We start from the raw sequence: 23,515 nt of genomic DNA on the forward strand, positions 1-23,515 counted from the left end.
TGGAGGCAGTCAAAAAAGACTGCCGGAGACGTGTTTGTGTCGCCCCTGCGCCCGTAGGTACAGGGGCTCTTGGCGAACGATACTTTCAATGATTGCTGTGTTGGCTAAGCCGACTCTCGAAGTATCGCGCAGTCTCTTTGTCGGTGCAGTACAGGTAGCAACCCTTCATCCCGCGTGTCATCAGGGTTCGATACGTATTTTTGATGATCAGGTCTGTTTCACTTTTCGCGAGGGCAGGTTGCTCTTTCATCATTTTTTTCCAGCCGCGAATCGATTTATCGTGCTTGTCGCGCTCATCTGGGGATGTCACGACCTTACCGTCACGTACGACTAGGTCTGGCCCGATGATGACCCCGATGTAGTCGACTTCCAAACCTTGGCAAGTATGAATGCAGCCAACCTGCTCGATGGAGTTCTCAGCGATGATCCACAGGCTGCCATCCTGATCCAGGTTCCATTGGCGTTTGTAGTCACCAATGACGATATCTGCGGCGGCGGAGTCTTTCTTGCTCAACCAAGGCCAGCAATAGCCCGCGACCACACGAGCTTTGTTTCCGTGGTTTTTCTCACTGATTGCTTCATGCATCGCCTGAGGTGAGTCGAACACCTTAAATTCGTACTCTTGGGTTTCAAGCGTTGGATTTGCCGTCGATCGAATGCCAAGCGTGTCATCCAGCCATGCCAGGTAACCGTCAGAGCCACTACAGCGAAACTGCGAAGACAACACGTATTCTTCAACCACAGCGCCCTTGGCTTTCGCAAAGGCGCGAATCGCCTGCTTGCTGCCGATATCGCTCAAGGTCACCCGCTGGTCTTCATCGATAAAGAAAATGGAGCATTTCGCTGAATCAATCAGCTCCTTGATCTGGTTTTCCCCAAGGTTTCCATAAAGCCCGCTTTTCTCATTTAGCCGATGAGCTTCGTCCACGATAAGCGCATCGAATGTGTTGGGCTCAGTGTCGATGAATGCCCCAGAGCCTGAAAAGAAATTCGAGAAATGGCTGCGCTTGATGGTGCCAACCAGTTTGCTTTCGTAGACCTTGCGAGGGGCAGCATTCTTGGAGACGTATTTGCTCATCAGCTTCAACTCGGTGAGCTTCACCAGCAGATTGATAGCCAGAACAGTTTTTCCGGTGCCCGGCCCACCTTCGATGATCATCACCTTGGGTGCTTGGTCCGAGGCCTCGCTTGCCGCCGCCAGCGCCGACTCAAAAATTGCTTTCTGATCGTCAATCAATACGAACTCGGGCTTGCCTTTCATCAACCCCCCAAGGGCTTCGGCTAGCGCTTTGGAGGGGCGAATTTTTCCTTCGGACAGCTCGTAAAGAATCTCTTTGTTGTCGCCATGACTTATATGCTTTTTCAGAAAGGCTCTGAGTTTACTGAGCTCTTCCGGGCCTTTCAGAAACAGCGGAGCCTTGCTGATGTGGGGCTCATAGTGGGCTGAATCTATGATCCCGTCGCTGACGTAGTTATGGAGGTAGGCACACGGACGGATTTCGATGCTTTTGTCATACACCGCCTCGTTGAAGCCTTCCAGCAGCGCTGCATAGGACCATACCTGATAGGACGGGTGAATGGTCTCAATCAGGCCGCCACCCAATGCCGTTTTGACGATGGCGTCTTTGGTGGTGGCGTTGGCCTTACTCCATTGCTTCAGCTCGATCAGTACGGCTTTTTTTGCCTGGTTTTCGTCGCGACCGGTGAGTAGAAAGTCGATTCGCTTCGACGACTGCGGAATGTGCAATTCGATGGCCAGGCCTGCATCGCTCGGCAGGCCTTCATCTCTAAGGACTTTGGCCATGTACGTCAGGGACCCTTGCCACGACCTGATTTCCGAGGAGCCAACGTTCTTGCCGGTTGCTTCCTTGTAATGCCTGAGGATCACCTCCTCAATGTCATCGTTATCGTTGTCTTGGAGAAATTGCTGTTTGGTAGCAGCGTAAACGATCACGGGTTGTCCTTAGGTGCGTGTTGGTCAGAGTCGGTCGTACTTTTTGCTGTTGCTTCTGGCTTTATCTACGGGGTACTTCTGGCCATTCGAGGCGAGTTTCTGTGTCACGGCCTCGTTGAGGTCAATGCCGAGTACGCTGCTCAGGCGAACCAGGTACATCAGTACGTCCGCCAGTTCGTCCTTCACGGCTTGGCCGATTTCGGGATCTGTTGCGGCGGAGATCGAGTCGGCATCGCTCATCCATTGGAAAATCTCGCACAGCTCGCCTACCTCGCCGGTGAGAGCAAGGATGAGATTTTTGGGGGAGTGGAACTGCTGCCAGTCGCGATCATCAGCGAAACGCTGAAGGGATGCGGCAAGCTTCGTTATGTCAACCAGTGGCGCGGACGAGCTATCTGAGTCACTCACGGGGCTATCTCTTGGTTCTCAGTGAGGGGCAAAGGATCTTTAGGACATCGGGCTTCGTATTGTAAGACCTTTCGCAATTGACGCAGGCGTTTTGTTTTTTCCCCGCTCACTGTCTGCCAGCCGAATTGCTTGCCAGTATTCGCTATGTCATTTGAGGGGGGGAACGTGGGCCGCCTACAGGCGGATTTTCTAGTGCTTGGCGACAGCCTCCGCCGTATCTGGCCTGGCAATTGGCGACAGGATGGTGACTGCCGTGGCGACGCACAGGATTCGTCGAAGACCTATATCGCGACTGATGGCGGCGCCCGGTCTGATTGACGCGGCATCAGGAGTCGAAATTCCGTTTAAATCATTGATTTATATGTGCTTTACATGAGCTTTTGTGGGTTGTATTTCATTGGGTACCCTGGGCTCTACGGAGGTTTTTAGCCCAGAAGATATGTGGGAAAGGGGCTTTGGGGGGCGTCGAGCCCTGCCTTCTGCGCTTCACAGGTTTAGGAGGCCAGCCAAAACCTGTATAAATTTTCAGTGTTTGTGCTCGATCTTTCGCGCCAAACCGGTTAGAATGACCTCCGTTAGGAGGCTTTCCCATGCATACTATTGACGCCGTTGACCTTTTTTGTGGTGCTGGAGGGCTGACTGCAGGTCTGCTCAAAACTGGTATCAGCGTTCGTGCTGGCTACGACATCGATCGCAATTGCGAGTATGCCTATAAGACGAACAACGGCGCAGAATTCGTGGCTGAAAGCGTTGAGTCTGCAAAGGTTCGCGATGTTGCTGCTTGGTATCGAGACGGTCGGGTCAAGCTCTTGGCGGGATGCGCTCCCTGCCAGCCCTTCTCGACCTACAATCAGGGGCGTGATACCAGCACTGATCGCAAGTGGCCGCTTCTGTATTCGTTTGAAGAGCTCATCAAAGGCATTAAGCCAGAGCTTGTCACCATGGAGAACGTCCCTGATGTTACCAAGCACAAGGTATATGTTGACTTTGTAAAGGGGCTGGAGGATGAGGGCTACCATATTTGGGCAGGGACCATCCACTGCATTGACTACGGACTTCCTCAGCAGCGTCGCCGACACGTACTGTTAGCTTCGAAATTTGGTCCCATAGCCATGATTCCGAAGACTCATGCAGGCAAGCCGGTGACAGTGGAACAGGCAATTGGACATTTTCCAAAGCTTGAAGCTGGTGGGTGTGATCCGAAGGATCCTCTGCACCGTGCGGCCACTTTAACTCCAACAAATCTTGAACGCATCAAACGATCAACGCCAGGCGGTACATGGAAAGATTGGCCAGAGTGGCTGCGCGCACCTTGTCATCGCAAGAGTAGCGGCAAGACTTACCCGAGTGTTTATGGTCGGATGCGCCATGATGAACCCGGGCCGACTATGACGACGTTATGCTATGGATTTGGCAACGGGCGATTCGGTCACTATGATATGACGCAAAATCGCGCAATCTCTCTTAGAGAGGCTGCAACTTTGCAATCCTTTCCTGAAACTTATCAATTTATGCCGCCTCAGGAAATCACGTTCAAAGCAGTCGGTCGCATGATAGGAAACGCCGTCCCTGTTCGACTAGGTGAAATTATCGGACTGAGTATTCAGCGCCACCTCGAAGAATTTGCTACCGATCGGAAGTAGGGGCAAATTCTCTTCTGAGTCGCAGCTTAAGTGAGCATGAACCTATCGTTTCGCACCTCCAGATGATGATTACTCGTCAGCTCAACGTCTCAAACTGGGCTGACTTTCTACATCCCATTCTACGTTAGCGTTAAGCTTTTGTATCCAGTAGTCTTGGCGAATCTTTGGGGTGGTTGCATATTTGCAGCTCTGATGGTGATGCCAAAAACACTCTTGCACGAATATTATTGATGTGTATTTCATTAGTAGTATATCCAGGCTTCCAGGAAGCGGTTTTTGTGTAGCTTGAATTGGAATCACACATGGTGAAATAAACGTATCGATTTAAGGGCGGGTGCGCGCCCGCCCCAAAGTTTTCATAATTCTAGAGCGTATTTGTGGGTTTCCGTCTTTTTCAGTCGTTCTCCAAATTAGGCTGGTAGTGCAGTAGGTGCTGCATATTTCTTCTTTCTCAGATATGAAGAAATCGACCATAGCACGGATCTTAGATAGACTGTAGTTTGGTAGTGGACCTTGGAGAGATACTCTGGTGAGGTATCTTGCCCGCACTGTTCAAATGATAGCCTTCCATGAGCCAAAGCATTTCTTTTATCTCTAACGTCTCGAAGTTGGCGCAGAGTTTGACGGCCGTTTAAGTTTGGGTCTGCAGTTTGGAAGCCGTACTTTTTAGCTGTCGTTTTAATCTCTGCGCAATCAACATTTCCAGAGAATATTTTTTCTCTATCGTAACCAAGTCTGGTTATAGCAATTTCAATCGGGTGCGTTCTTCCATCCAAAGCTGAGCTATGACTGTCCTTGATGGCACGCTTGAAATGACTAAGTGCAATGTTTTGTAAGTTTCCGCTTAATTGGTCAAAACCCAGGTTGTCGCCATCCACAGCTTTGTGAATCGCGTCAATAGCATTTGTCATGGTCGCTTCTACCAAATTGTAAAGAAGCAAGTAGGTGTTCGCGCGTAAAGTTTTTGTTAGTTCACGCGATAGCTCGGCTCCTGCAATTGGAGCGATCTCGCCGTCAGTTTCACCGGCAAGTGATACAGAACGATTGTTCGCGATTATTTCTATGAAGTCAATGTATCTACTTACCTCGGCGCTTCTTTGCCTAAACAGGTCGTAGAGTTCGACGACAAGAACTTCACTGTTGGTCATACTGGACCTCTCGACCCAGCAGATTATCCCTGACAAAGTGGATTCGATTTACCACTTTTGGCCTGGAGTTGCTTGCATCCGAGCGAGTGAGCGTCTTGAACTCATCACTTGCCAGCCATGCCATTGAAGCCGGAACTAACCCTGGAGCTATTCTTTGAGCAAGGGCTACGCCGACTGAAATTGACTCAAATCGAATTCGAGGTACCGAAGAATTATTGGGCGCTTTCTTGAATCCATGAGGGAAAAATCTTTGAACGAAGTCAAGCATGTTTTCAAATGTTGTGAGGAGCTCCTCCCGGTCGAAATCATGGTTGTTCATATGGTCAAGATATTCATCTAGGAATTCATCGACCCGCTTGTTGAATGCTTCATATCTATGTAGGTAGGCGTAAAATCTAAGTACCATCTCCTCATAGTCGCGATGATTGATTCTTACGTCACTGATAGGGCAGAGCTGTCTGAAACGCAGGCTGGCAGCAGTGTTTCGAACAAAATCAGTGAACGGACCATCCTGTGAGCCGAATCGTTGCTCCATGTCCTTTAATTTTGTTCCGCCAGTGTTAAGGCGGTCGAAGAGCTGGCGGCGCGCCTCTTCATCGACTTCCATTAACTCGATCATTCGCATTGTTTTGCGTCTAAATCTAAGCTGGCGTGAGACTGGGAAATCTCTAAAGTAAAATCCGTTCAACATTGGCAACATTTTCAAATCGTCAAGCTTGAAGTCGTTACCTAGAAAACGTACAAGTGTTCTGATTCTTTGCGAGCCGTCAACTATTTCTAAGCGGCCTTCGTTTTCGCCAGTGTGTACATCGGCGACATATAAATATGGTATTGGCAAATTAAGTAATATTGATTCAATAAATCTGCCTTGCTGTTCCTCGCTCCAGACTAGCTCACGCTGATAATCTGGAATGAATAACTCGGCCTTGTCGGTTTCCTCTAGTTTGTCTACATATTTCGATACAATTACTTCGATAGGGTATTCTCTTATGTCGAAGTCTGTTTCTTTTTGCCTCTCGATGATTTGTTTTTCAGCTTCGATTTTTTGTTCGTCGCTAATAAGTGCGAACATTTCTCCCTGCTTTGCCATTAAAATTCCTTATCTGCTGATTGTTGGCCAAGTTGTTAATTTATGTTGCGAGGTTTTTTGGTTTGATCCGTCTGTGCTGCACCATTGGGTTAAGCTTACACCTTTCGACGGTGTATGAGTTGATAGGGTTCGATAGAACGGTTGCAGGGGGGTGAGCATTCGCTTCTCGGATAATTTGCTATCCCGGATGCTTCGCAAGGCGCGCCGAGGGATTTCTCGTAATGCCTGCATTCTCTGCAAAACCATCTTCTCGCTGGAAGGCATTTTGCCATTAATGGCGGTGAATGGAAGCCCTTTGCTAGCATGAAAGTCGGTATTTCCGGGGCAACGAAAACAATTTTTATCCCGCATTCGGGAATACCCGTTACCAGCCGGTAGCGCAGTGATCACTTAAGATTGGACGCCTAAGCCGAATGTGGCATGTCAGCAACCCAGCTTGATTTAACGGCCATTCATGATCTGTCTCCTCTAGCAGTTGAGTCTCATTAATTTCCCCACGTAAGCCCGCCAAGAATGCTGAGTGTTATCAGGGATCAAGGCCCCTGGTACCTGTGGGGATGTCCTCTAACGCGGGACTAGCGGCTCCCTTCCGTCCGGGAGCAAGGTAATCTCTTGATCTGGCCTCCTGAGCACCGTTGCCGGTGGGCGGGTGGAAGCTGCATTAGCTGAGGAGACCGGTGCCACGAGATCCTGAGCCAGGTGTAAGCAGCAATGCGATGACCGGGGCATGCCTGGCTCAGTCAGGTGCGGTCCATTCCTTGAACTGCGGCACCATATCGTTAAGGGACGCGTCACACTGCAATTGTTTCCCACGGATTCCAGATTCATGTCACCGGAAGAAATCACGTTCAAATCCATAGGCCGCATGATTGGCAATGCGGTTCCCGTAAGATTGGGCGAAATCATTGGCCTGAGCATCCAGCGTCACCTTGAGGAGCTGGAGCGACTAAAAACACCTTCCTGAGTCGAGCATCCAAGGACATCACGTCCTTGGTCTCACACTCCCAAACGACGACAACTCGCCAGCCCAACTCGCGCAGTTGTTCGGCTTTCCTATTGTCTCGCTCCACATTCGATGCAAATTTCGGTAGCCAGAAATCTTGGCGTGTTTTCGGCGTCGAGGCGTAACGACACCCCGGATGCCGGTGCCAATAACATCCGTGGACGAAAACTACCGTCCTTCGTTTAGGAAGGACGACGTCTGGACTGCCAGGCAGAGACTTCGAATGCAGACGGAATCGAAGCCCCATGCTATGGAGCAGGCGCCTCACGACCAATTCTGGCTGCGTGTGCTCCCGCTTGATCAAACGCATCCGATCGGACGCCGTGAACTGGTTCATAGTGGCTCTTCGCTGCTGAATTGCGGATCCACTTGTGTAACCATGCAGCCAAAGCCAAACAAACACAACAGGGAAAAACAGCAATGGATGCAATAGTCGAAGCGGTTGAGGATCATGAGTTATTTTTGGAAATCGACCTCAACGTGTTGAATCACCTGGGGATAGGTCTATACAGCAGCACGCCCGCCGTAGTCACCGAGATCGTCGCCAACGCATGGGACGCCGACGCCCATACCGTTACGGTAGACATTCAACAAGACAAGATTATCGTTCAAGACGATGGCCATGGGATGGGGCACGGAGAGCTACAGGCCCGATTCCTTCGTGTCGGGTATGCCCGCAGAGACCAACCGAAAGGCAATAAAAGCGACACTCTTGACCGCCCGGTGATGGGCCGGAAGGGAATTGGGAAACTGGCGATGTTCTCTCTAGCGGACCAAATCGACATTTGGTCAAAGAAAGCCGGGGGGCCACCTGTCTCCGCTCGAATCAACGTCGAACAACTCAGGAAAGACATTCAGTCAGCCAAGAAATATTCTCTCGAAAAGCTGGACACAGAATATGACTGGGGAGACAAGACCGGAACACGCATCGTTCTTTCGAAGCTAACGGCGGGAACTGATAAAACGGAGAGCTTTCTCCGTCCCCGCATAGCGAGGCGTTTCAGTGTGCTGGGAGATATCCATAAATTTAAAGTGATAATTGATGGACATGAAATCACGACCCAGGATCGCGGGTATCATTCAGACGTCCAGTTCTGGTGGGATTTGGAGGATGAAACCAGATCAGAGCAAAAGCCTCTACTCAAGAATCTTGCGACTGACGAAGATGGCCAGGAGTGTATAAAGCGCATAAACAAAGTCGTAGTCGTCGAAAACCATGCCTATAACCTCCGAGGCTTCATCGCCACTGTCGCGAAGCCGAAGAGCCTGAAGAGGACAGATGACAACATCAATCAGATCTCACTGTTCGCCAATGGCCGGGTATTCCAAGAGGATATGCTGAAGGACATCGGCAATGCCAAGGTGTTTAACAGCTATATCGTTGGTGAGATTCATGCGGACTTTCTCGATAGGGATGGAACTGACCGGGCAACGGCAAACAGGGAATCGGTGAAAACCGGAGATCCTCTGGTAAGCGCTGTCCGTGCGTGGTTGAAGAATACTCTTGACGATATTGCGGACCAGTGGGATGACTGGAGACGCCAGCAGAATGTCGATAGCGACGATGAGCGCACCAAGCTGGCGCTGGAAAAATGGTACGCCTCTTTGACGGACGGCCGAGATAGGAAGCTAGCTCAGAAATTGATCACCCCCATCCTGTCGGCTGAGCACTCGAATGATGACACCAAGAACAAGGACATCAAGCGAGACTTGGTACGTAGTGCGATTGTTGGCTTTGAAAAATTACGAATCCGGAAGCAGCTGGACAAACTCGAAAAAGTCACCGATGTATTATCCGTCGAGTTTCAGAGGCTGTTTCTGAATCTCGATAGCGTTGAAGCGACCCATTATCACGAAATCACCCGCTCCAGATTGCAGGTGATTGAAAAATTCGAAAAAGAAATTGCTAATACAGATGCGCTTGAGAAGGTTGCTCAGAACTATTTGTTCGACCACTTGTGGCTACTTGATCCGACATGGGGGCCGGTAGGTGAAAGCAAGGTTATGGAGCAGACTCTCACCAAAGAGTTGAAAGACATTGCGCCTGATAATCCTACCGGTGCACGGATTGATATCGCCTACAGAACTTCGACAGGGCGCCACGTAATTGTGGAGCTGAAGAAGCCTGACAAAAAATCGGTAGATGTAGATGACCTTACGAAGCAAGGACGGAAATATCGAGGTGCGGTTACGGAATATCTCCGCAAGCATAGCGATATTGGAGGTCTGAGTGGCCGCAAACCAGCCATCGATGTTGTATTTGTGACCGGCGAACTCCCTAGGACCAGCGACGGAGATGTTCTGGAAATTCTAAGGGTAAACCAAATGCAATCGTTCACTTACGAGGGAATGATCGTGAATGCGCGGAGAGCATATCAGGAGTATTTGGATGCATCGCCGAGTGTTTCCATGATCGATGACATCGTGTCGAATATAACCTGATCATGCGTGCCCTGCCTATGGTCAAATAGGCAGGGTAGCTTTTTTAGGGTGGATCTGTTTACTGTGTCACCGTCCGCTTTTGGCAGAGGTCGAAAAGGAGACAGGTTTAATTTCCGGACGTGAACGAGTCGCAGATAAATCTATCCCCTTTTTTTATGGGGTGAAGTGGATTTTAACTTTGATTTGATACCGATTAATTGATGTTCCCTTTGCCAAGTGGCCTCATACGCTTCTTTTACTCAATTGACTTCTCCTTGTGTCATTGTCTAGTCAGATGAGATTCCGGTGGAAACCGTGGCTCTGGGATTACCCTTGATGCCGCTGTTTACTATGATCATTTAAGTTGATCGGTTGTGTTTATTTGCTGAGTAAAATTGCAGCCTTGCTCTGTTAGGGCGTTGAATTATTATCTGGGTGTTCGAGTTTGATTTCGGGCGATTGAGCCGTTGGACTTTCGTGATACCTGAAAAGCTATTGGGTCAGAAGTCCACTCATCGATATCCCAGCCGAGTAAAGCCTCAATCTCGCCGCCAGTAGCTGTTGGTTCTCCGTTATCGCGAGAAAGTCTAATTTTTGAAACGATAATTAGGCCGGTTGATCCCTTATGCGCTCGATGGAGGTTTACTTCATTTTTGGTCATTAGCACCGAATCACAGAAGTCACTGGTCGTACCTTTAACCTCGACTAAAAGCTCCTCGCCAGCTCTCTTGGCTAGTATGTCAAATGACTTAGTTGCTGAAGTGTCTTGAGATTCATATCCGTTTATTGACAGGTGTTTTATTGCCAGTGTCATAGCATGCCGCTCAATTACCTGTCGCTCCTTTGCTGTCAGTCCTCGGCCTTGCTTCCCTGCTCTGTTTCTTAATGGTTTGGCGATTATAGAAATCTCGTCGGCGCTTTGGTCGCCAGGAGATAAGTCTCGTTGTTCAATTTGAGCAAGATAAATTTCGTTTAGACGTTCCGCAGCTCTGAATAATAGTAGGTCAAGATCGGTAGTATTTAATTCTGAGGCGGCAATGCGCTTGGCGAATCCCGTGGCCTTCTCAAATGTTCGCGGAAGTTGTGCTTTGGCACCCAGAGAAATTTTGTCATCAAAAGGGATGAGCGACTTCCATTTCTGCTGAACGATAAGTCTAGCCCATGAGGTTCGTGTCTTAAGTTCATCATCAGATACCGGCCGGAGATCACCTCCGCGCCAGATAGTGCTTCCACACCCTACGGTAATAAAAACAGCGGAGCCGTCTGCTGCAAAGTGAATTACCAGATAGAAACCTTCTCTAGGGGTAGGGGACATTGCCTTAGAGAATATGCGTACCCACGGAGCTTCCGTCTTTCGCCCGATACCATCCGAGCCTTCAACAGCAAGATCATCGAAAACGCTATCGAATGCCTTCCGTAGAGAAGGTAAACGGCTGCGCAACTCCCCCGCAAGTACTGACCGAATGAGATGCCCCCGCTCTTGCATGTCGGGTGTGTTGGATGACGTATACTTGGGCTGCAAGCTGCAAATTTGGCCTAATGTGATTTCCACTAAGAAGCTCCCAGTCTTATGCAAACTACATTCCAGATGCGGAAATCGTGACCAATTTGTGTCCAGGTCGGTGGATTTCCATCAGGGGATAGAAAGTTATCAATTTATTGCTTTCGGTTCATCCTAATAGTGCATAGATAACGAACCGGGTCCGCTTTTGCCCAATTGAGATCACCTTCTGGTGCGCATCTGCCTATGGGCTAGGTGTCTGTTCTGGGTTGATTGCTTTAGGTGCCAATTTGGGGGACCAATTCTCTTTCATGGATTGAAAGCCCATGACTTCTTTAGACATCGAGCAAGGAGCCGGATCGTCAGTCCGTAGTAATACCGGGTTGCCTCACTGTGCTGGCTAATTCGATGTTTGAGGAACCAAACTACGTGCTTTCTCTGCCAAGCCCTAGGCGTTTCTCGTTGCCAGCGCTCTGCAATTTCAGCCTGGATGATTTTCGCCTGGCGTACATGACGTTGCCGGGTTGCGTGCGAGCCGCTCAACACAGCAGCTAGGAACAACTCCATATCGAATGGCCTACTCATGCGCACCCTCCAATGTAAGCAGCTACAACATCAATCCGACCGTGCCCCAGCTCATAGCTGATCTGCCTCCGGGCCTCACGATCAAGCTTCCTACCTACCTGGCAAAAGTGGCCACCGTTGATAGGCGCGCGGTGTTGGGTTATTTGCTCATAGCGCTCACATGCGTAGGCCGCTCGTAACTCATGGAAACCTTTGAGGTTGTGTGTTTGCAGGATGTCCCGTGCCGGGCGGACGATGTCCTGCAGAACGTCAAAGTAGCTTTCTTGTGGCGCAATCAGGTTGCGACTGCCCGCAGGCGACACCCGCTCTGCAAATCTAAGCGCGCCCAGAGCATGCTTATCCAGCGAAATCCAACGTGGTGCTGAGGCGCCGGCGCGGCCGCCCTTGGTGCCGTCCTGAATGTTAATCCTGCCTAGGTGGTTAGCCTCACGGCTTAGCCGTGACAGGTCAGCCAAGATGGCTTCACGTAAACGCATGCCAGTGGCTCGTGCCATCAAAACGATCGCAGCGGCTCGTAGCTGACGATGGCGGCAAAGCGCATTGATGATCTCTTTAACCTGATCACGGTGTTGGCCTTGTGGCACCGATTGTCGAACCCCTGTGCGCTGCATACCCAATGCCTTGCTCGGACTGGGCAATTTCACATACTGATCACCGCGAAGCGCCGCCATGGTCCTGTTAACGGTGGATAGCCGGTTTTGTGCGGTGCTGACGGCGAGGTCACCGCGCCTAATCACGTCACGCAGATACGCCGCGTAGTCGACCAACACTTTGCGATCAATCTTCCGCGCATCATTGATACCCGGCCCCTGTTCAGAGCGGCACCACTTCACGAATGCCTGCCAACGATCACAGTGCGCCTTGACCGTGCCGTGGTGGCCGCCGCCGAACATGTCTTTCAACGCCTGCGGCCCTGCGTAGCTCAATTGTCTGCCGTAACCGAAATTGCGGCCATCGCGTCTACCCACCAATGCCATGTCAGTCACCTCATCATCCGATCTCCGATCCTGGCCCCACGTCATCCCGCCAAGAATGCTGAGTGTTATCAGGGATCAAGGCCCCTGCGACCTGTGGGGAATGTCCTCTACGCGGGACTGGCGGCTCCTTACGACCGGGAGCAAGGGCATCTCATGATCTGGCCTCCTGAGCACCGTTACCGGTGGGCGGGTGGAGGCAGCACTGGCTGACGAGACCAGCGCCGCGAGATCCTGAGCCGGGTGGAAGCAGCACTGCGATGACCGGGGCATGCCTGACTGTCAGTCAGGTGCAGTCCATCCCGTGGGCTGCGGCACCATCATCTACAGCGCTGTTGCTGGTGATATCGGCGTTTGTCACGCCGATTGTCACGAGTGGGATTACCGCAAAGCCATATGCGATAAGACCTGCAGTGTTTGAAGTGCCCGTCTCTGTCCAGAGAAAGAGACGGGCACAGGTTGGCGCAAGATTCGGCCAAGCGGATAGGTTGCTGCAGGGCAGCTAGGTAATGGGTAGCTGGCGCACGATGGCCATGAGGTTAGAGAGCACCCAACACCGAGGAAGCTGTCGGATGCTGATCGCCCTTGGAAGAACCACCGCATCGAGTGTGATGGGTGTTGAAGACTTTGGTACCTGGGCACCGCCAATGGCATCGCTTGTATTGGCCCGATAGGGGCAGTGGAAAACACGGGGAGCAACTTGGCCAAGCTAGCTTCTACGACGGGAGCACGCTTGGCCTGCATAGAGTAGCGCTCAAGTTTTCATCATCCCCAATTCGGCATCATCCAGCAGTGCCTTGGCCAGGGCGCAAAGGTAGTGCGAGGCCCAGAGCAACTGCGGTTTGTCTTCCATCAGCCCGTCGATGCTCAGGTCGCGGGCATAGCCCATCAGTTCAGAGGCCTGCTCGCGGGCGGCCTGGCATGGGATGCCGGCTTCGATGCGGAAAAGGGCGTGGGTCTGGTTTTCGCCTTGGAAGAAGGTGGTTTTGCCGACGGTGAATTTGGTTTCTTCGGTGGTCACTGTTTGATCTCCCTGAAGTCGTAGTCGCCTGGCCTGGCGCTATCGCCGGCAAGCCGGACTCCTACAAGTTCATCGCTGTGCAGGAGAGTCAGGCCAGGCAGATCATGATGCGGGTCAGTGCAGCGTTTGCGGATCGGCGGGTTTCTGGATCTGGATCAGCGCCGCTTCGAGCAATTTGCGTAGCGTCTCGAGCTCGTGCATTGAGGTCATGATCAACAACGACACAGGTGACTTGGGCTGCATCAGCATTGCCTGCTGGGCGACGACTTCGGCGCACAGGGCGTAGTCAGCGGCCATCATCAGCGTGTCTTCCAGGGAGTGGAGTAGGTGGGGTGGATCGGGGACTATTTTCAGCATGTTTTAGGCCTGTTCAAGTTGAGGCCACCACCCTCTGCTGTCAAACAGAAAGGCGGCAGCTGTACATGGGTTGACAGACCGGTGAACAGACCAAAACCGGCGCACGCGAGGTGCCCCATGCACAGCTGCCAAAACGGCAAAGCCATGTGGTTAGTTCAGGACGGCCTGTCAAAGCCGATCGTTGCCTGGCAACGACAAGCCGACACTAGTGCCTCGCCTGAAACACCACAATGGCTGGGAGTATCTTTGGGAAATGCCCTACAGGAAAGGGGTTAAATCTGATTATGACCGTGACAGCGTGTTGCGAATTGGCAGGTTGCAGGCACAAAAAAAGACGCCCGAGGGCGTCTTCTTCTTTAGGATTTGGTGGAGCCGGGGGGATTTGAACCCCCGTCCGCCAGTACTCCGCTGTCGGTACTACATGCTTAGCCGTGTCTATTGAGTTAATCCGCAGCCGCCCGACGGGCAGGGTGCTTTGGACGAGTTGGGTAAGTTTTAGTCGCTTTGCCCCCAACGTGCTACACGACGATCCTGTTCTGTATGACAATCATTTCGGGTTTACAGGCATCCCCTGATGATTGCTGGAGCCGAAGCTACCAGGAGAGCGGGCTCAGCTGCTTACGCAGCGAGAGCGTAACCCTCGTAGTTTTCGTCATTGGCAACTATAGAAAGTTGCAACAGTGGATTTACGAGTTCTGTTACCAACTCGGCATGCACCTAGAGTTTCGCTACCGGCGTCGAATCCTAATCGGCCCCACACTCAGCTCTAGCTGACGTACCTTTCGGCACGTGCTGCTGAGTATACGCCTTTGCGCGGGCGGCGTCGACAGCCGCTTCTTGCCGCCCGCTCAAAGCTTAGCTACCGCTGCCACCGGACGAGCCGCTGCCCTTGTCGGTTTTTTCCAGGCGTTCGAGCACTTTGGCGGAGATGGCAATGCATTCTTTGGTGTCGCCCGACGCCTGCGCGGCCTTGGCCTTGTCGACGTGTTCGGTGATGGCCTTGTCCAGGCCTTCGGAGGTGGCGCCGGCGGTGGCCATCTGGTCGTCGATCTTCTGCAGGTTGATAGTGCACAGGTCGTCAGCAGCGAACACCGGTGAAGCCAGGAGGGTAGCGGCCGCGAAGAGGGCCGAAAGCGCGGTACCTTTCATGGGTGTCTCCTTGAAGGCCTCTGGAAGGTGGGCCTGTAAGGGTGGACTGTTGGGGTTTGCCGAGGGTTCAATCGCGGTGCTGGCTTGGCGACATGATGGTGTGCGGCGGGGTGTTGCCGCTGAGTGGGCCGCAGCGCGGCCCGGGTGGCATCAGTGGGATTTGTTCAGCCCAAGCTCGATGTCGTCGATCAGCGCCTTGGCCATCTCGCTCAGGATGCGCGCCGCGCTACCGGCCTTGCGGTCGTTTTCCATTTCGGCTTCGGTGGTGAGGTGGCGGATGCAACCGAGCAGTACTGATAGCTGGCTGAAGGCGTGCTCGAAAGGCACGCCCGGTTGCAGGCGAAACAGGTCGAAGGTTTCCCTGCCGGCTGTAGTGACGTTTTTCAACGCGTCATTCATTGAATCACCTCTGCCTTTGCGCGTTGTAGAGGCCAGTCAAGGCATGCTCGATCAGGGCTCTGGACGTCTCGCAGGCATGCTCGGCGTTGCTGAGCATGCTCAGGCCCGGCTCGCCGGCGTGGGTGCGGCAGTGTTCGTCGATGGTTTCGGCGACGCCGCGCAGCAGTGCGCTGGCGTGGGCCAGGGCATCTGGAGGGGGCATGTCGGTGTGGATGGAGAAGTACGGGTTGGTGAGAAGTTTGGAGCGGGGTGGGTCGGGTACGATTTTCTTCATGGTGCAGATCCCAGTTTGATTACTCAACAGGAGCTGCCTACGCGATCCTTTCTCACGGGATTGGGTGGCAGCCATGCGTGGGGTGAGAAACCGGTAAACATGGGAAATCCGGCCAGACCGAGGTCTGCCCACGCAGGGCCGCCATTACGAGGCTGCTGTCATGTTTACGGGGTTCTCACACCCTGTCGTTCGAAAACGACCCAGGGAAGTTAGCCCTGATGGTTGTGAGCAACAACAGCGAAACGGCAGCGGCGGTCGTAGGATAAATCCCAAAGCATTTAATCCAGAAGCATTTGGTTGCAGGTTAGGAAATGTCTTACGGGTGGAGGGCTTAGGTGAGGGCTGTGCCCTCGATCGCCGGCAATTGGGCCGCAGAGCGGCCCGGGTGGCATCAGTGGGATTTGTTCAGCCCAAGCTCGATGTCGTCGATCAGTGCCTTGGCCATCTCGCTCAGGATGCGCGCCGCGCTGCCGGCTTTGCGGTCGTTTTCCATTTCGGCTTCGGTGGTGAGGTGGCGGATGCAGCCGAGCAGTACTGACAGCTGGCTGAAGGCGTGCTCGAAAGGCACGCCCGGTTGCAGGCGAAATAGGTCGAAGGTTTCCCTGCCGGCGGTGGTGACGTTTTTCAATGCGTCGTTCATTGAATCACCTCTGCCTTTGCGCGTTGTAGAGGCCAGTCAAGGCATGCTCGATCAGGGCTCTGGATGTTTCGCAGGCGTGCTCGGCGTTGCTGAGCATGCTCAGGCCCGGTTCGCCGGCGTGGGTGCGGCAGTGTTCGTCGATGGTTTCGGCGACGCCGCGCAGCAGTTCGCTGGCGTGGGCCAGGGCGTCTGGAGGGGGCATGTCGGTGTGGATGGAGAAGTACGGGTTGGTGAGGAGTTTGGAGCGGGGTGGGTCGGGTACGATTTTCTTCATGGTGCAGATCCGATCGTGGCTGGATTTGAGCTGCCCTTCGTCTTCCTCTCACAGAATAAGGTGGCAGCCGAACGCGGGGTGAGAGACCGGCAAAGATCGGCATAAGCCAGCCAGGCCGAAGCCTGCCCGCGTTGCGGCTGCCATAGCAGTACTGCCGAAGTTTGCGGGCTCTCACACCCAAATCGTCAAAGATGACGACCCAGGGAAGTTAGCCCTGATGGTTGTGAGCAACAACAGCGAAACGGCAGCGGCGGTCGTAGGATAAATCCCAAAGCATTTAATCCAGAAGCATTTGGTTGCAGGTTAGGAAATGTCTTACGGGTGGAGGGGGTAGGCGAGGGCTGCGCCCCGATCGCCGGCAAGCCGGCTCCCACATGGATTGCGCCGGCTTTTAGAAATTGGGCAAGACGGTTGCTTACACAGGTAAAGCGCAGGCCTGAAGAACTGCGCGGTCGCGGTGGGAGCCGGCTTGCCGGCGATGGGCTGCGCAGCAGCCCCATAGCGGAGCTGTAATAGCCCGAGCGCGCTCGACGGGACCAGCGAGCATCTGGGGCCGCTTTGCAGCCCATCGCCGGCAAGCCGGCTCCCACAGGGATCGCGCCAGCTTTTAGAGGTTGAGCAAGACAGTTGCTACCACCGGGGGCAGCGCTTGCCGGCGAATCACCGGGCAGATCAGAGGGTGCGTGGGCGGGTGACGCGATCCACCAGGTAGACCAGCCCGTGGTAATCGATTCCGCTGTGGCTGGACAACCCGATCTCACAGGTCCGGCTGGTGGAAATCCCTTCACTGCAATACTGCACTGCGTCCTTCAGGCTGCGCAGTGAGTGGGCATTTAGCTCTGGTGTGGTAAAGCCCTTGTCACCGGCAAACCCGCAACAGTGAATCCCTTCCGGGATCACCACTTGCGTGCTGCAGCGCCGCGCCAGGTCGATCAGCGCCTGGCTTTCACCCAGGTGCTGGGTGCTGCAGGTCACGTGCACCGCCACCGGTTCGTTTTGTGGGGTGAACTCCAGCTTGTCCAGCAGGTGGGTGCGGATGAAGCGCACCGGGTCGTACAGGTCCAGGCGGGTGTCGCCCAGGTCCTGCACCAGGCGCAGGGTGCAGGGGCTGGTGTCGCAGTAGATGGGGTCGAGGCCGCCGCGGCTTGCGTGCAGCAGCGCGTTGATCAGCTCCTGGCGCTTGTGCTCCGCTTGCTCGGGGTAGCCTTTGGACGCGAACGGCTGCCCGCAGCACAGGCTGTCGGCGTTGCCGGGGAACACCACCTGGTAACCGGCCTTTTCCAGCAGGGCGCGGGTCTTGTCCATTAGTGAGCTTTGCTCGCGGTCGGCATAGGCCGGGCCCATCACCCGTGACACGCAAGCCGCCAGGTACACCACCCGTGGCCGGGCATCGTTGCTCGCTGGGCCGAAATCGATGCTGCGCAACGGCTGCGGCATGGCGGGGGACCATTGCGGCAGGCGGCCGTTGCTGGCCTTGCTCAACGACGCACTCAGGCGGCCCAGGCGCGGGGCGCCGAGCAGCTTGCGGGCGGTGTTGGCGGCGGTCAGGGTCAGGCGGGCGCCGCCCAGTGCAGTAGAGAAGTGCTCGGCCAGCCAGTCGGCGGTCTTTGCATGCTCGGCGGCCTGGCTGCGCAACTTCTTCACCAGCTCGCCGGTATTGATGCCCACCGGGCAGCGCTGGGCGCACAGGCCGGTGGCGGCGCAGGTGTCGATGCCTTGGTACTGGTAAGTCTGCAGCAGTGCGCGGGTATCGATGCCGGCGCGTTTTTTCGCCTGAATGTCACGCCACATGACGATGCGCTGGCGTGGGCTGAGGGTCAGGCCTTTGGAGGGGCAGACCGGCTCGCAGAAGCCGCACTCGATGCATTTGTCGACGATCTCGTCGGCGGCAGGCAGCGGCTTGAGGTTTTTCAGGTGAATGTCCGGGTCTTCGCTCAACACCACGTCGGGGTTGAGGATGCCGTTGGGGTCGAGCAGGCGCTTGAGCGTCCACATCAGCTGATAGGCGTCATGCCCCCATTCCAGCTCCACGAACGGCGCCATGTTGCGGCCGGTGCCGTGCTCGGCCTTGAGCGAGCCGCCGAACTCCACGGCCACCAGTTGCGCCACGTCATCCATGAAAGCCTGGTAGCGCGCGACTTCTTGCGCGCTGTTGAAACCCTGGGTGAAGACAAAGTGCAGGTTGCCCTCCAGCGCATGGCCGAAAATGATCGCTTCGTCGTAGTGGTGCTTGTCGAACAGCTGGATCAGGCGATTGACGCCTTCGGCCAGTTGCTCGACGGGGAAGGTGACGTCTTCGATGATCACCGTGGTGCCGGTCTGGCGCACGGCGCCGACGGCGGGGAAGGTGTCCTTGCGGATCTTCCACAGCTGGTTGTACACCGCCGGGTCTTCGCTGAAGTCGACTTTCTGTTCCAGCGGGTATTCGGCGATAGAGGCCATGACCTGTTGTAGTTGTTCGTGCAGCAGGCTCTGGCTGGCAGCCCGGGACTCGATCAGCAGCGCGCAGGCATTGCCCGACAGGCCTTTTACCCACAGCGGCATGCCCGGCATGTTTTGCACCGAACGCAGGCTGCGGCGGTCGAGCAGCTCCACGGCGGACACCGGCTGGCGCTTGAGCACGGTCACCGCGCGGCAGCAGCTTTCCACGCTGGGGAACACCAGCAGCGCGCTGGCCTTGTGCGGGTGATCGGGCACGGTGTTGTAGGTGACGGCGCTGATGAAGCCCAGCGTACCTTCAGACCCAACCAGCAAATGCTGGAGGATATCCAGGGGCTTGTCGTAATCCACCAGGGCGTTGAGCGACAAGCCGGTGGTGTTCTTCAGCCGGTACTTGTGCCGGATGCGCTCTGCCAGTGCGGTGTTGGCGCGGGTTTCGCGGCCAAGCCGGGCCAGCGCTTCGAGCAGGTCGGCGTGGCTGCTTTCAAAGGCGGCAACGCTGCCCGGGTCTTCGCTGTCCAGGCGCGTGCCGTCAGCCAGCACCAGGCGCAGGCCGGCCAGGGTGTGGTAGGTGTTCTGTGCGGTGCCGCAGCACATGCCGCTGGCGTTGTTGGCAACGATGCCGCCGATCTTGCAGGCATTGATCGAGGCCGGGTCCGGGCCGATCTTGCGCCCGTAAGGGGCCAGCCAGGCGTTGGCCTGGGCACCGATAACCCCGGGTTGCAGGCGGATCTGTTCGCCCTGGCCACGGATCTCCTTGTTGCCCCAGTTATCGCCGAGCACGATCAGCACTGAGTCACTGATAGCCTGGCCGGACAGGCTGGTGCCCGCGGCGCGGAAGGTCACCGGCACGCGTTCGCGCTGGGCCAGTTGCAGCAGCCCGACCACTTCGTCTTCCGACTCCACGCGCACGACCAGCTTGGGGATCAGCCGGTAGAAACTGGCGTCGGTGCCAAAGGCCAGGGTGGACGTGGCGTCGTCGAAACGGCGATCGGCGGGTATCAGGCGCTCGGCATCACGCAGGAATGCGGCGGGCAGGCTCATGCTATCTCCTCACCGGGCCACGGCGTCTGGCGCGCCGCATGCCCGGTCATACAGGCGGTGTTTTTGCAGGCGCTCAAGCGCCCAGTTCGCGTACCAGCGAGTCGCGGCTGATCTCGCTGATCGCCTTGGCGCCCGTGAGCACCATGGCTACGCGCATTTCCTTTTCGAACAGTTCGAGCAGGTTCTTCACCCCGGCCTGGCCATGCACGGCTAGGGCCCAGAGGAAGGCGCGACCGATGAGCACGGTGTCTGCGCCCAGGGCGATCATGCGCACTACATCGAGGCCGCTGCGGATGCCGGAGTCGGCGAGGATTTTCAGGTCGCCTTTCACTGCGTCGGCGATCGCCGGCAACGCACGGGCGCTGGACAGCACGCCGTCGAGCTGGCGGCCGCCGTGGTTGGAGACGACGATGCCGTCGGCACCGAACTTGACCGCGTCACGTGCGTCGTCGGCGTCGAGGATGCCTTTGATGATCATCGGGCCGTCCCAGAACTCGCGGATCCATTCCAGGTCCTTCCACGAAATCGACGGGTCGAAGTTGCTACCCAGCCAGCCGATGTAGTCGGCAAGGCCGGTGGGGTTGCCGCGGTATTTGGAAATGTTGCCCAGGTCGTGCGGGCGGCCCATCACGCCAACGTCCCAGGCCCATTCGGGGTGGGTCATGGCCTGCAACACGCGGCGCATTGGCCCGTTGGCACCGCTCATGCCGGAGTGGGCATCACGGTAACGGGCACCTGGCACCGGCATGTCGACGGTGAACACCAGGGTTTTGACCCCGGCGGCCTTGGCCCGCTCCAGCGCGTTGCGCATGAAACCGCGGTCTTTGAGCACATACAACTGGAACCACATCGGCCGGTCGATGGCTGGCGCCACTTCTTCGATCGGGCAGACCGACACGGTAGACATGGTGAAGGGGATGCCATGGGCGGCTGCCGCACGTGCTGCCTGCACTTCGCCGCGGCGGGCATACATACCGGTGAGGCCGACCGGGGCCAGGGCCACGGGCATGCTCAAGGTTTCGTCGAACAGCCGGGTTTCCAGGCTCAGCTCGGACATGTTCTTCAGCACCCGCTGGCGCAGGGCAATGCCGGCCAGGTCCGAGACGTTGTGGCGCAGGGTGTGCTCTGCGTACGCGCCGCCGTCGGCATAGTGGAAGAGGAAAGGGGGCAGCTTGCGTTGGGCCGCGGCGCGATAGTCGGTGGAGGCGGAAATGATCATGGATTCTCGCAGCGTGGGTTGAAGGAGATGCCGGGCGCTCGGTGGCGCCCGGCCCCTTTCACTTTAGTGATGGACCAGCATGCCGGTCAGCCAGTAGGCCTGAACCAAGGTGATCAGGCCGACGATGGTGGCGAAGAACAGGCTGTGCTTGACGGTGAAGCGGAACAGGTCGGACTCCTTGCCGACCAGGCCGGTGGCTGCGCAGGCCACGGCGATCGACTGCGGCGAGATCATCTTGCCGGTCACGCCGCCGCTGGTGTTGGCCGCTACCAGCAGGGTGTCGCTGACCCCGATCTGGTGGGCGGTGGTGGCCTGCAGCGAACCGAACAGGGCATTGGACGAGGTGTCGGAGCCTGTGAGGAACACACCCAGCCAGCCCAGGAACGGCGAGAAGAACGGGAACGCGGCGCCGGTGCCGGCCAGTACCAGGGCCATGGTCGAAGACATGCCCGAATAGTTGGTGACGAAGGCGAAAGCTAGAACCATACCGATCGACAGGATCGGCCAGCGCAGTTCCCAGAAGGTTTCCTTGAAAGTGGTAAGACCAGTTTTGAAGTTGATCTTCAATACGGCCATGGAGATCAGCGCGGACAGGAAGATCGCCGTACCGGTGGCGGAGATCGGGTCGAGCTTGAACACCGCTGGCATGGCGGTCGGCGCGGCGACGATCGGCGCGGTCTTGATCACCAGTTGGTCGAGGTGCGGGATGGCGAAGTTGAACACGAAGTTGTACATCGCACCGCCCGGGGCGAATGCCGCCTTGAACGGTTTCAGGGTCCAGATGGTGACCAGTACGGTGAGGATCAGGAACGGCGACCAGGCCTTGAAGATTTCACCGAAGCTGTAAGGGCTTGGCTGGCTGCCGCCGCTGCTGACCACGGCGGCACCGACGCTACCTTTGGCTTCGGCGAACGAGCGCTTGGGCTGCCAGACCTTCAGGAACAGGGTCAGGGCGACAAGGCTGGCCAGGGCCGAGGTGATGTCCGGCAGTTCCGGGCCGATGAAGTTGGAGGTGAAGTACTGGGTAACGGCGAAGCTCAGACCGGCCACCAGGGCTGCAGGCCAGGTTTCTTTGACGCCGCGCAGGCCGTCCATCATGAATACCAGCCAGAACGGCACGAACAACGACAGCAGAGGCAGCTGGCGGCCGGTCATGGCGCCGATGTGGAAGGCGTCGATGCCCGTGACCTGGCCGGCGACGATGATCGGGATGCCCAGGGCGCCGAACGCCACGGGGGCGGTGTTGGCTATCAGGCACAGGCCGGCAGCGTACAGCGGGTTGAAGCCCAGGCCCACCAGCAGCGCGGCAGTGATTGCCACTGGTGCGCCGAAGCCGGCCGCGCCTTCGAGGAAGGCACCGAAGCAGAAGCCGATCAGCAGCACCTGCAGGCGCTGGTCGTCGGTGATCGACAGTACCGAGCTGCGGATCACCTCGAACTGGCCGCTCTTGACCGTGAGTTTGTACAGGAACACCGCGGCTACGATGATCCAGGCGATTGGCCAGAGGCCGTAGAGGAAGCCATAGCCCGCGGCAGCAAGGGCCATGTCGACCGGCATCTGGAAGGCGAAGATCGCCACCAGCATCGATAATCCAAGGGTAATGCTGCCGGCGACGTGGCCTTTGAGGCGGAACACGGCGAGGGCCAGGAAGAAGAACACGATGGGTATGACCGCCGCCAGTGCGGACAGGCCAAGACTACCAAGCGGGGAATAGAGTTGTTGCCAGGTTTGCATATGGGGTAGCCCCTAATTGTTGTTGGTCAGGCACTGGCATTGGATAATTGGTAAGACCAATTTACAATGGCTGGACGCTAGGTTAAAAGCGCTGTCATGGGTGTGTCAATTTGTCCCGTGCAAAACTTTGGTCGTGTGCCGATGAGCGGGCGGCTGATGGCATGGGAAAAACGTCGGCTGGTGGGTGTCGGCGTGGCGTGGATCGGCGAGAATAGACGCCCCCTGAACTTTGCCGGGG

General features: G+C 55.7%; 22 protein-coding genes and 1 other RNA gene. 3 read left to right on the forward strand and 20 right to left on the reverse strand.

Annotated elements, in window-relative coordinates; all coding sequences use genetic code 11:
- Window positions 1-85: 85 nt before the first annotated feature.
- Both JET17_RS03395 and JET17_RS03400 read right to left on the reverse strand, forming a co-directional pair.
- Window positions 86-1,954 (reverse strand): DUF2075 domain-containing protein, encoded by a 1,869-nt coding sequence (locus JET17_RS03395; protein ID WP_012312614.1) that lies wholly within the window; start codon window positions 1,952-1,954, stop codon window positions 86-88.
- A 24-nt stretch (window positions 1,955-1,978) separates the two neighbouring features.
- Window positions 1,979-2,362: a nucleotide pyrophosphohydrolase gene (locus JET17_RS03400; RefSeq protein ID WP_012312615.1), complete on the reverse strand. Its 384-nt coding sequence runs from the start codon at window positions 2,360-2,362 to the stop codon at window positions 1,979-1,981.
- 590 nt (window positions 2,363-2,952) lie between these two features.
- Between JET17_RS03400 and JET17_RS03405 the strand changes: the two genes are divergently transcribed.
- On the forward strand, window positions 2,953-4,005 hold the full coding sequence (locus tag JET17_RS03405; RefSeq protein WP_012312616.1) for a DNA cytosine methyltransferase: 1,053 nt from the start codon (window positions 2,953-2,955) through the stop codon (window positions 4,003-4,005).
- Between the two features lie 81 nt (window positions 4,006-4,086).
- Here the strand turns inward: JET17_RS03405 and JET17_RS27680 are convergent, their stop codons facing one another.
- The 3 genes from JET17_RS27680 to JET17_RS03420 all read right to left on the reverse strand — a co-directional run bounded on the left by JET17_RS27680 (window position 4,087) and on the right by JET17_RS03420 (window position 6,243).
- Window positions 4,087-4,305: a hypothetical protein gene (locus JET17_RS27680; protein WP_420094528.1), complete on the reverse strand. Its 219-nt coding sequence runs from the start codon at window positions 4,303-4,305 to the stop codon at window positions 4,087-4,089.
- Window positions 4,306-4,415: 110 nt separating this feature from the next.
- Window positions 4,416-5,153, reverse strand: a complete 738-nt coding sequence (locus JET17_RS03415) for an MAE_28990/MAE_18760 family HEPN-like nuclease (RefSeq protein WP_012312617.1) — start codon at window positions 5,151-5,153, stop codon at window positions 4,416-4,418.
- Entirely contained in the window at window positions 5,140-6,243 is a 1,104-nt protein-coding gene (locus tag JET17_RS03420) for a DUF262 domain-containing protein (protein WP_012312618.1), read from the reverse strand. Before JET17_RS03420 ends, JET17_RS03415 begins: the two co-directional genes overlap by 14 nt.
- Window positions 6,244-7,069: 826 nt before the next feature.
- Here JET17_RS03420 and JET17_RS03425 point away from each other — a divergent pair.
- Window positions 7,070-7,207 carry a hypothetical protein gene (locus tag JET17_RS03425; protein WP_233100462.1) on the forward strand — a complete coding sequence of 46 codons (138 nt, stop codon included), beginning with the start codon at window positions 7,070-7,072 and terminating at the stop codon, window positions 7,205-7,207.
- On the opposite strand, the gene JET17_RS03430 is transcribed toward JET17_RS03425, so the two are convergent.
- Complete coding sequence (locus tag JET17_RS03430; RefSeq protein WP_080516456.1) at window positions 7,146-7,583, reverse strand: very short patch repair endonuclease; 438 nt, start codon at window positions 7,581-7,583, stop codon at window positions 7,146-7,148. The genes JET17_RS03425 and JET17_RS03430 overlap by 62 nt on opposite strands.
- Window positions 7,584-7,666: 83 nt before the next feature.
- Between JET17_RS03430 and JET17_RS03435 the strand changes: the two genes are divergently transcribed.
- A complete protein-coding gene (locus tag JET17_RS03435; protein ID WP_012312620.1) occupies window positions 7,667-9,688 on the forward strand; it encodes an ATP-binding protein in 2,022 nt (673 codons plus the stop codon).
- A gap of 406 nt (window positions 9,689-10,094) precedes the next feature.
- Here JET17_RS03435 and JET17_RS03440 read toward each other — a convergent pair whose 3' ends face one another.
- From JET17_RS03440 to JET17_RS03500, 14 genes are all read right to left on the reverse strand, one after another.
- On the reverse strand, window positions 10,095-11,219 hold the full coding sequence (locus JET17_RS03440) for an MrcB family domain-containing protein (protein ID WP_012312621.1): 1,125 nt from the start codon (window positions 11,217-11,219) through the stop codon (window positions 10,095-10,097).
- Window positions 11,220-11,477: 258 nt separating this feature from the next.
- Window positions 11,478-11,753, reverse strand: coding sequence for a hypothetical protein (locus JET17_RS27175; RefSeq protein ID WP_080516457.1), 276 nt, complete (start codon window positions 11,751-11,753; stop codon window positions 11,478-11,480).
- Window positions 11,750-12,730 (reverse strand): integrase domain-containing protein, encoded by a 981-nt coding sequence (locus tag JET17_RS03445; protein ID WP_012312622.1) that lies wholly within the window; start codon window positions 12,728-12,730, stop codon window positions 11,750-11,752. Before JET17_RS03445 ends, JET17_RS27175 begins: the two co-directional genes overlap by 4 nt.
- A gap of 751 nt (window positions 12,731-13,481) precedes the next feature.
- Window positions 13,482-13,748, reverse strand: coding sequence for a DUF3077 domain-containing protein (locus tag JET17_RS03450; protein ID WP_012312623.1), 267 nt, complete (start codon window positions 13,746-13,748; stop codon window positions 13,482-13,484).
- Between the two features lie 114 nt (window positions 13,749-13,862).
- Window positions 13,863-14,105, reverse strand: a complete 243-nt coding sequence (locus JET17_RS03455) for a hypothetical protein (RefSeq protein ID WP_012312624.1) — start codon at window positions 14,103-14,105, stop codon at window positions 13,863-13,865.
- A 364-nt stretch (window positions 14,106-14,469) separates the two neighbouring features.
- Window positions 14,470-14,861: a transfer-messenger RNA gene (gene ssrA, locus JET17_RS03460) on the reverse strand.
- Between the two features lie 99 nt (window positions 14,862-14,960).
- Window positions 14,961-15,254 carry a hypothetical protein gene (locus tag JET17_RS03465; protein ID WP_012312625.1) on the reverse strand — a complete coding sequence of 98 codons (294 nt, stop codon included), beginning with the start codon at window positions 15,252-15,254 and terminating at the stop codon, window positions 14,961-14,963.
- A 150-nt stretch (window positions 15,255-15,404) separates the two neighbouring features.
- Window positions 15,405-15,653, reverse strand: coding sequence for a DUF3077 domain-containing protein (locus JET17_RS03470; RefSeq protein WP_012312626.1), 249 nt, complete (start codon window positions 15,651-15,653; stop codon window positions 15,405-15,407).
- Window positions 15,654-15,657: 4 nt separating this feature from the next.
- Window positions 15,658-15,927 (reverse strand): hypothetical protein, encoded by a 270-nt coding sequence (locus tag JET17_RS03475; RefSeq protein ID WP_012312627.1) that lies wholly within the window; start codon window positions 15,925-15,927, stop codon window positions 15,658-15,660.
- 391 nt (window positions 15,928-16,318) lie between these two features.
- Window positions 16,319-16,567, reverse strand: coding sequence for a DUF3077 domain-containing protein (locus tag JET17_RS03480; protein WP_012312626.1), 249 nt, complete (start codon window positions 16,565-16,567; stop codon window positions 16,319-16,321).
- Between the two features lie 4 nt (window positions 16,568-16,571).
- Window positions 16,572-16,841 (reverse strand): hypothetical protein, encoded by a 270-nt coding sequence (locus JET17_RS03485; protein WP_012312628.1) that lies wholly within the window; start codon window positions 16,839-16,841, stop codon window positions 16,572-16,574.
- Between the two features lie 672 nt (window positions 16,842-17,513).
- Complete coding sequence (locus JET17_RS03490; RefSeq protein WP_012312629.1) at window positions 17,514-20,324, reverse strand: FAD-binding and (Fe-S)-binding domain-containing protein; 2,811 nt, start codon at window positions 20,322-20,324, stop codon at window positions 17,514-17,516.
- A 73-nt stretch (window positions 20,325-20,397) separates the two neighbouring features.
- Complete coding sequence (lldD, locus tag JET17_RS03495) at window positions 20,398-21,543, reverse strand: FMN-dependent L-lactate dehydrogenase LldD (protein WP_012312630.1); 1,146 nt, start codon at window positions 21,541-21,543, stop codon at window positions 20,398-20,400.
- Window positions 21,544-21,606: 63 nt separating this feature from the next.
- Window positions 21,607-23,277, reverse strand: a complete 1,671-nt coding sequence (locus JET17_RS03500) for a lactate permease LctP family transporter (protein ID WP_012312631.1) — start codon at window positions 23,275-23,277, stop codon at window positions 21,607-21,609.
- Between the last annotated feature and the right edge of the window lie 238 nt (window positions 23,278-23,515).

Source organism: Pseudomonas putida (assembly GCF_016406145.1).
GTDB classification, from domain to species: domain Bacteria; phylum Pseudomonadota; class Gammaproteobacteria; order Pseudomonadales; family Pseudomonadaceae; genus Aquipseudomonas; species Aquipseudomonas putida_E.

Excerpts from the sequence above, each read along its gene's own strand:
- JET17_RS03435 (WP_012312620.1), top strand. The coding sequence starts at position 7,667 with ATGGATGCAATAGTCGAAGCGGTTGAGGATCATGAGTTATTTTTGGAA.
- JET17_RS03465 (WP_012312625.1), bottom strand. The coding sequence starts at position 15,254 with ATGAAAGGTACCGCGCTTTCGGCCCTCTTCGCGGCCGCTACCCTCCTG.
- JET17_RS03455 (WP_012312624.1), bottom strand. The coding sequence starts at position 14,105 with ATGCTGAAAATAGTCCCCGATCCACCCCACCTACTCCACTCCCTGGAA.
- lldD (WP_012312630.1), bottom strand. The coding sequence starts at position 21,543 with ATGATCATTTCCGCCTCCACCGACTATCGCGCCGCGGCCCAACGCAAG.
- JET17_RS03500 (WP_012312631.1), bottom strand. The coding sequence starts at position 23,277 with ATGCAAACCTGGCAACAACTCTATTCCCCGCTTGGTAGTCTTGGCCTG.
- JET17_RS27175 (WP_080516457.1), bottom strand. The coding sequence starts at position 11,753 with ATGAGTAGGCCATTCGATATGGAGTTGTTCCTAGCTGCTGTGTTGAGC.
- JET17_RS03485 (WP_012312628.1), bottom strand. The coding sequence starts at position 16,841 with ATGAAGAAAATCGTACCCGACCCACCCCGCTCCAAACTCCTCACCAAC.
- JET17_RS03445 (WP_012312622.1), bottom strand. The coding sequence starts at position 12,730 with ATGGCATTGGTGGGTAGACGCGATGGCCGCAATTTCGGTTACGGCAGA.
- JET17_RS03430 (WP_080516456.1), bottom strand. The coding sequence starts at position 7,583 with ATGAACCAGTTCACGGCGTCCGATCGGATGCGTTTGATCAAGCGGGAG.
- JET17_RS03480 (WP_012312626.1), bottom strand. The coding sequence starts at position 16,567 with ATGAACGACGCATTGAAAAACGTCACCACCGCCGGCAGGGAAACCTTC.
- JET17_RS03490 (WP_012312629.1), bottom strand. The coding sequence starts at position 20,324 with ATGAGCCTGCCCGCCGCATTCCTGCGTGATGCCGAGCGCCTGATACCC.
- JET17_RS03470 (WP_012312626.1), bottom strand. The coding sequence starts at position 15,653 with ATGAATGACGCGTTGAAAAACGTCACTACAGCCGGCAGGGAAACCTTC.
- JET17_RS03475 (WP_012312627.1), bottom strand. The coding sequence starts at position 15,927 with ATGAAGAAAATCGTACCCGACCCACCCCGCTCCAAACTTCTCACCAAC.
- JET17_RS03415 (WP_012312617.1), bottom strand. The coding sequence starts at position 5,153 with ATGACCAACAGTGAAGTTCTTGTCGTCGAACTCTACGACCTGTTTAGG.
- JET17_RS03420 (WP_012312618.1), bottom strand. The coding sequence starts at position 6,243 with ATGGCAAAGCAGGGAGAAATGTTCGCACTTATTAGCGACGAACAAAAA.
- JET17_RS03405 (WP_012312616.1), top strand. The coding sequence starts at position 2,953 with ATGCATACTATTGACGCCGTTGACCTTTTTTGTGGTGCTGGAGGGCTG.
- JET17_RS03425 (WP_233100462.1), top strand. The coding sequence starts at position 7,070 with ATGTCACCGGAAGAAATCACGTTCAAATCCATAGGCCGCATGATTGGC.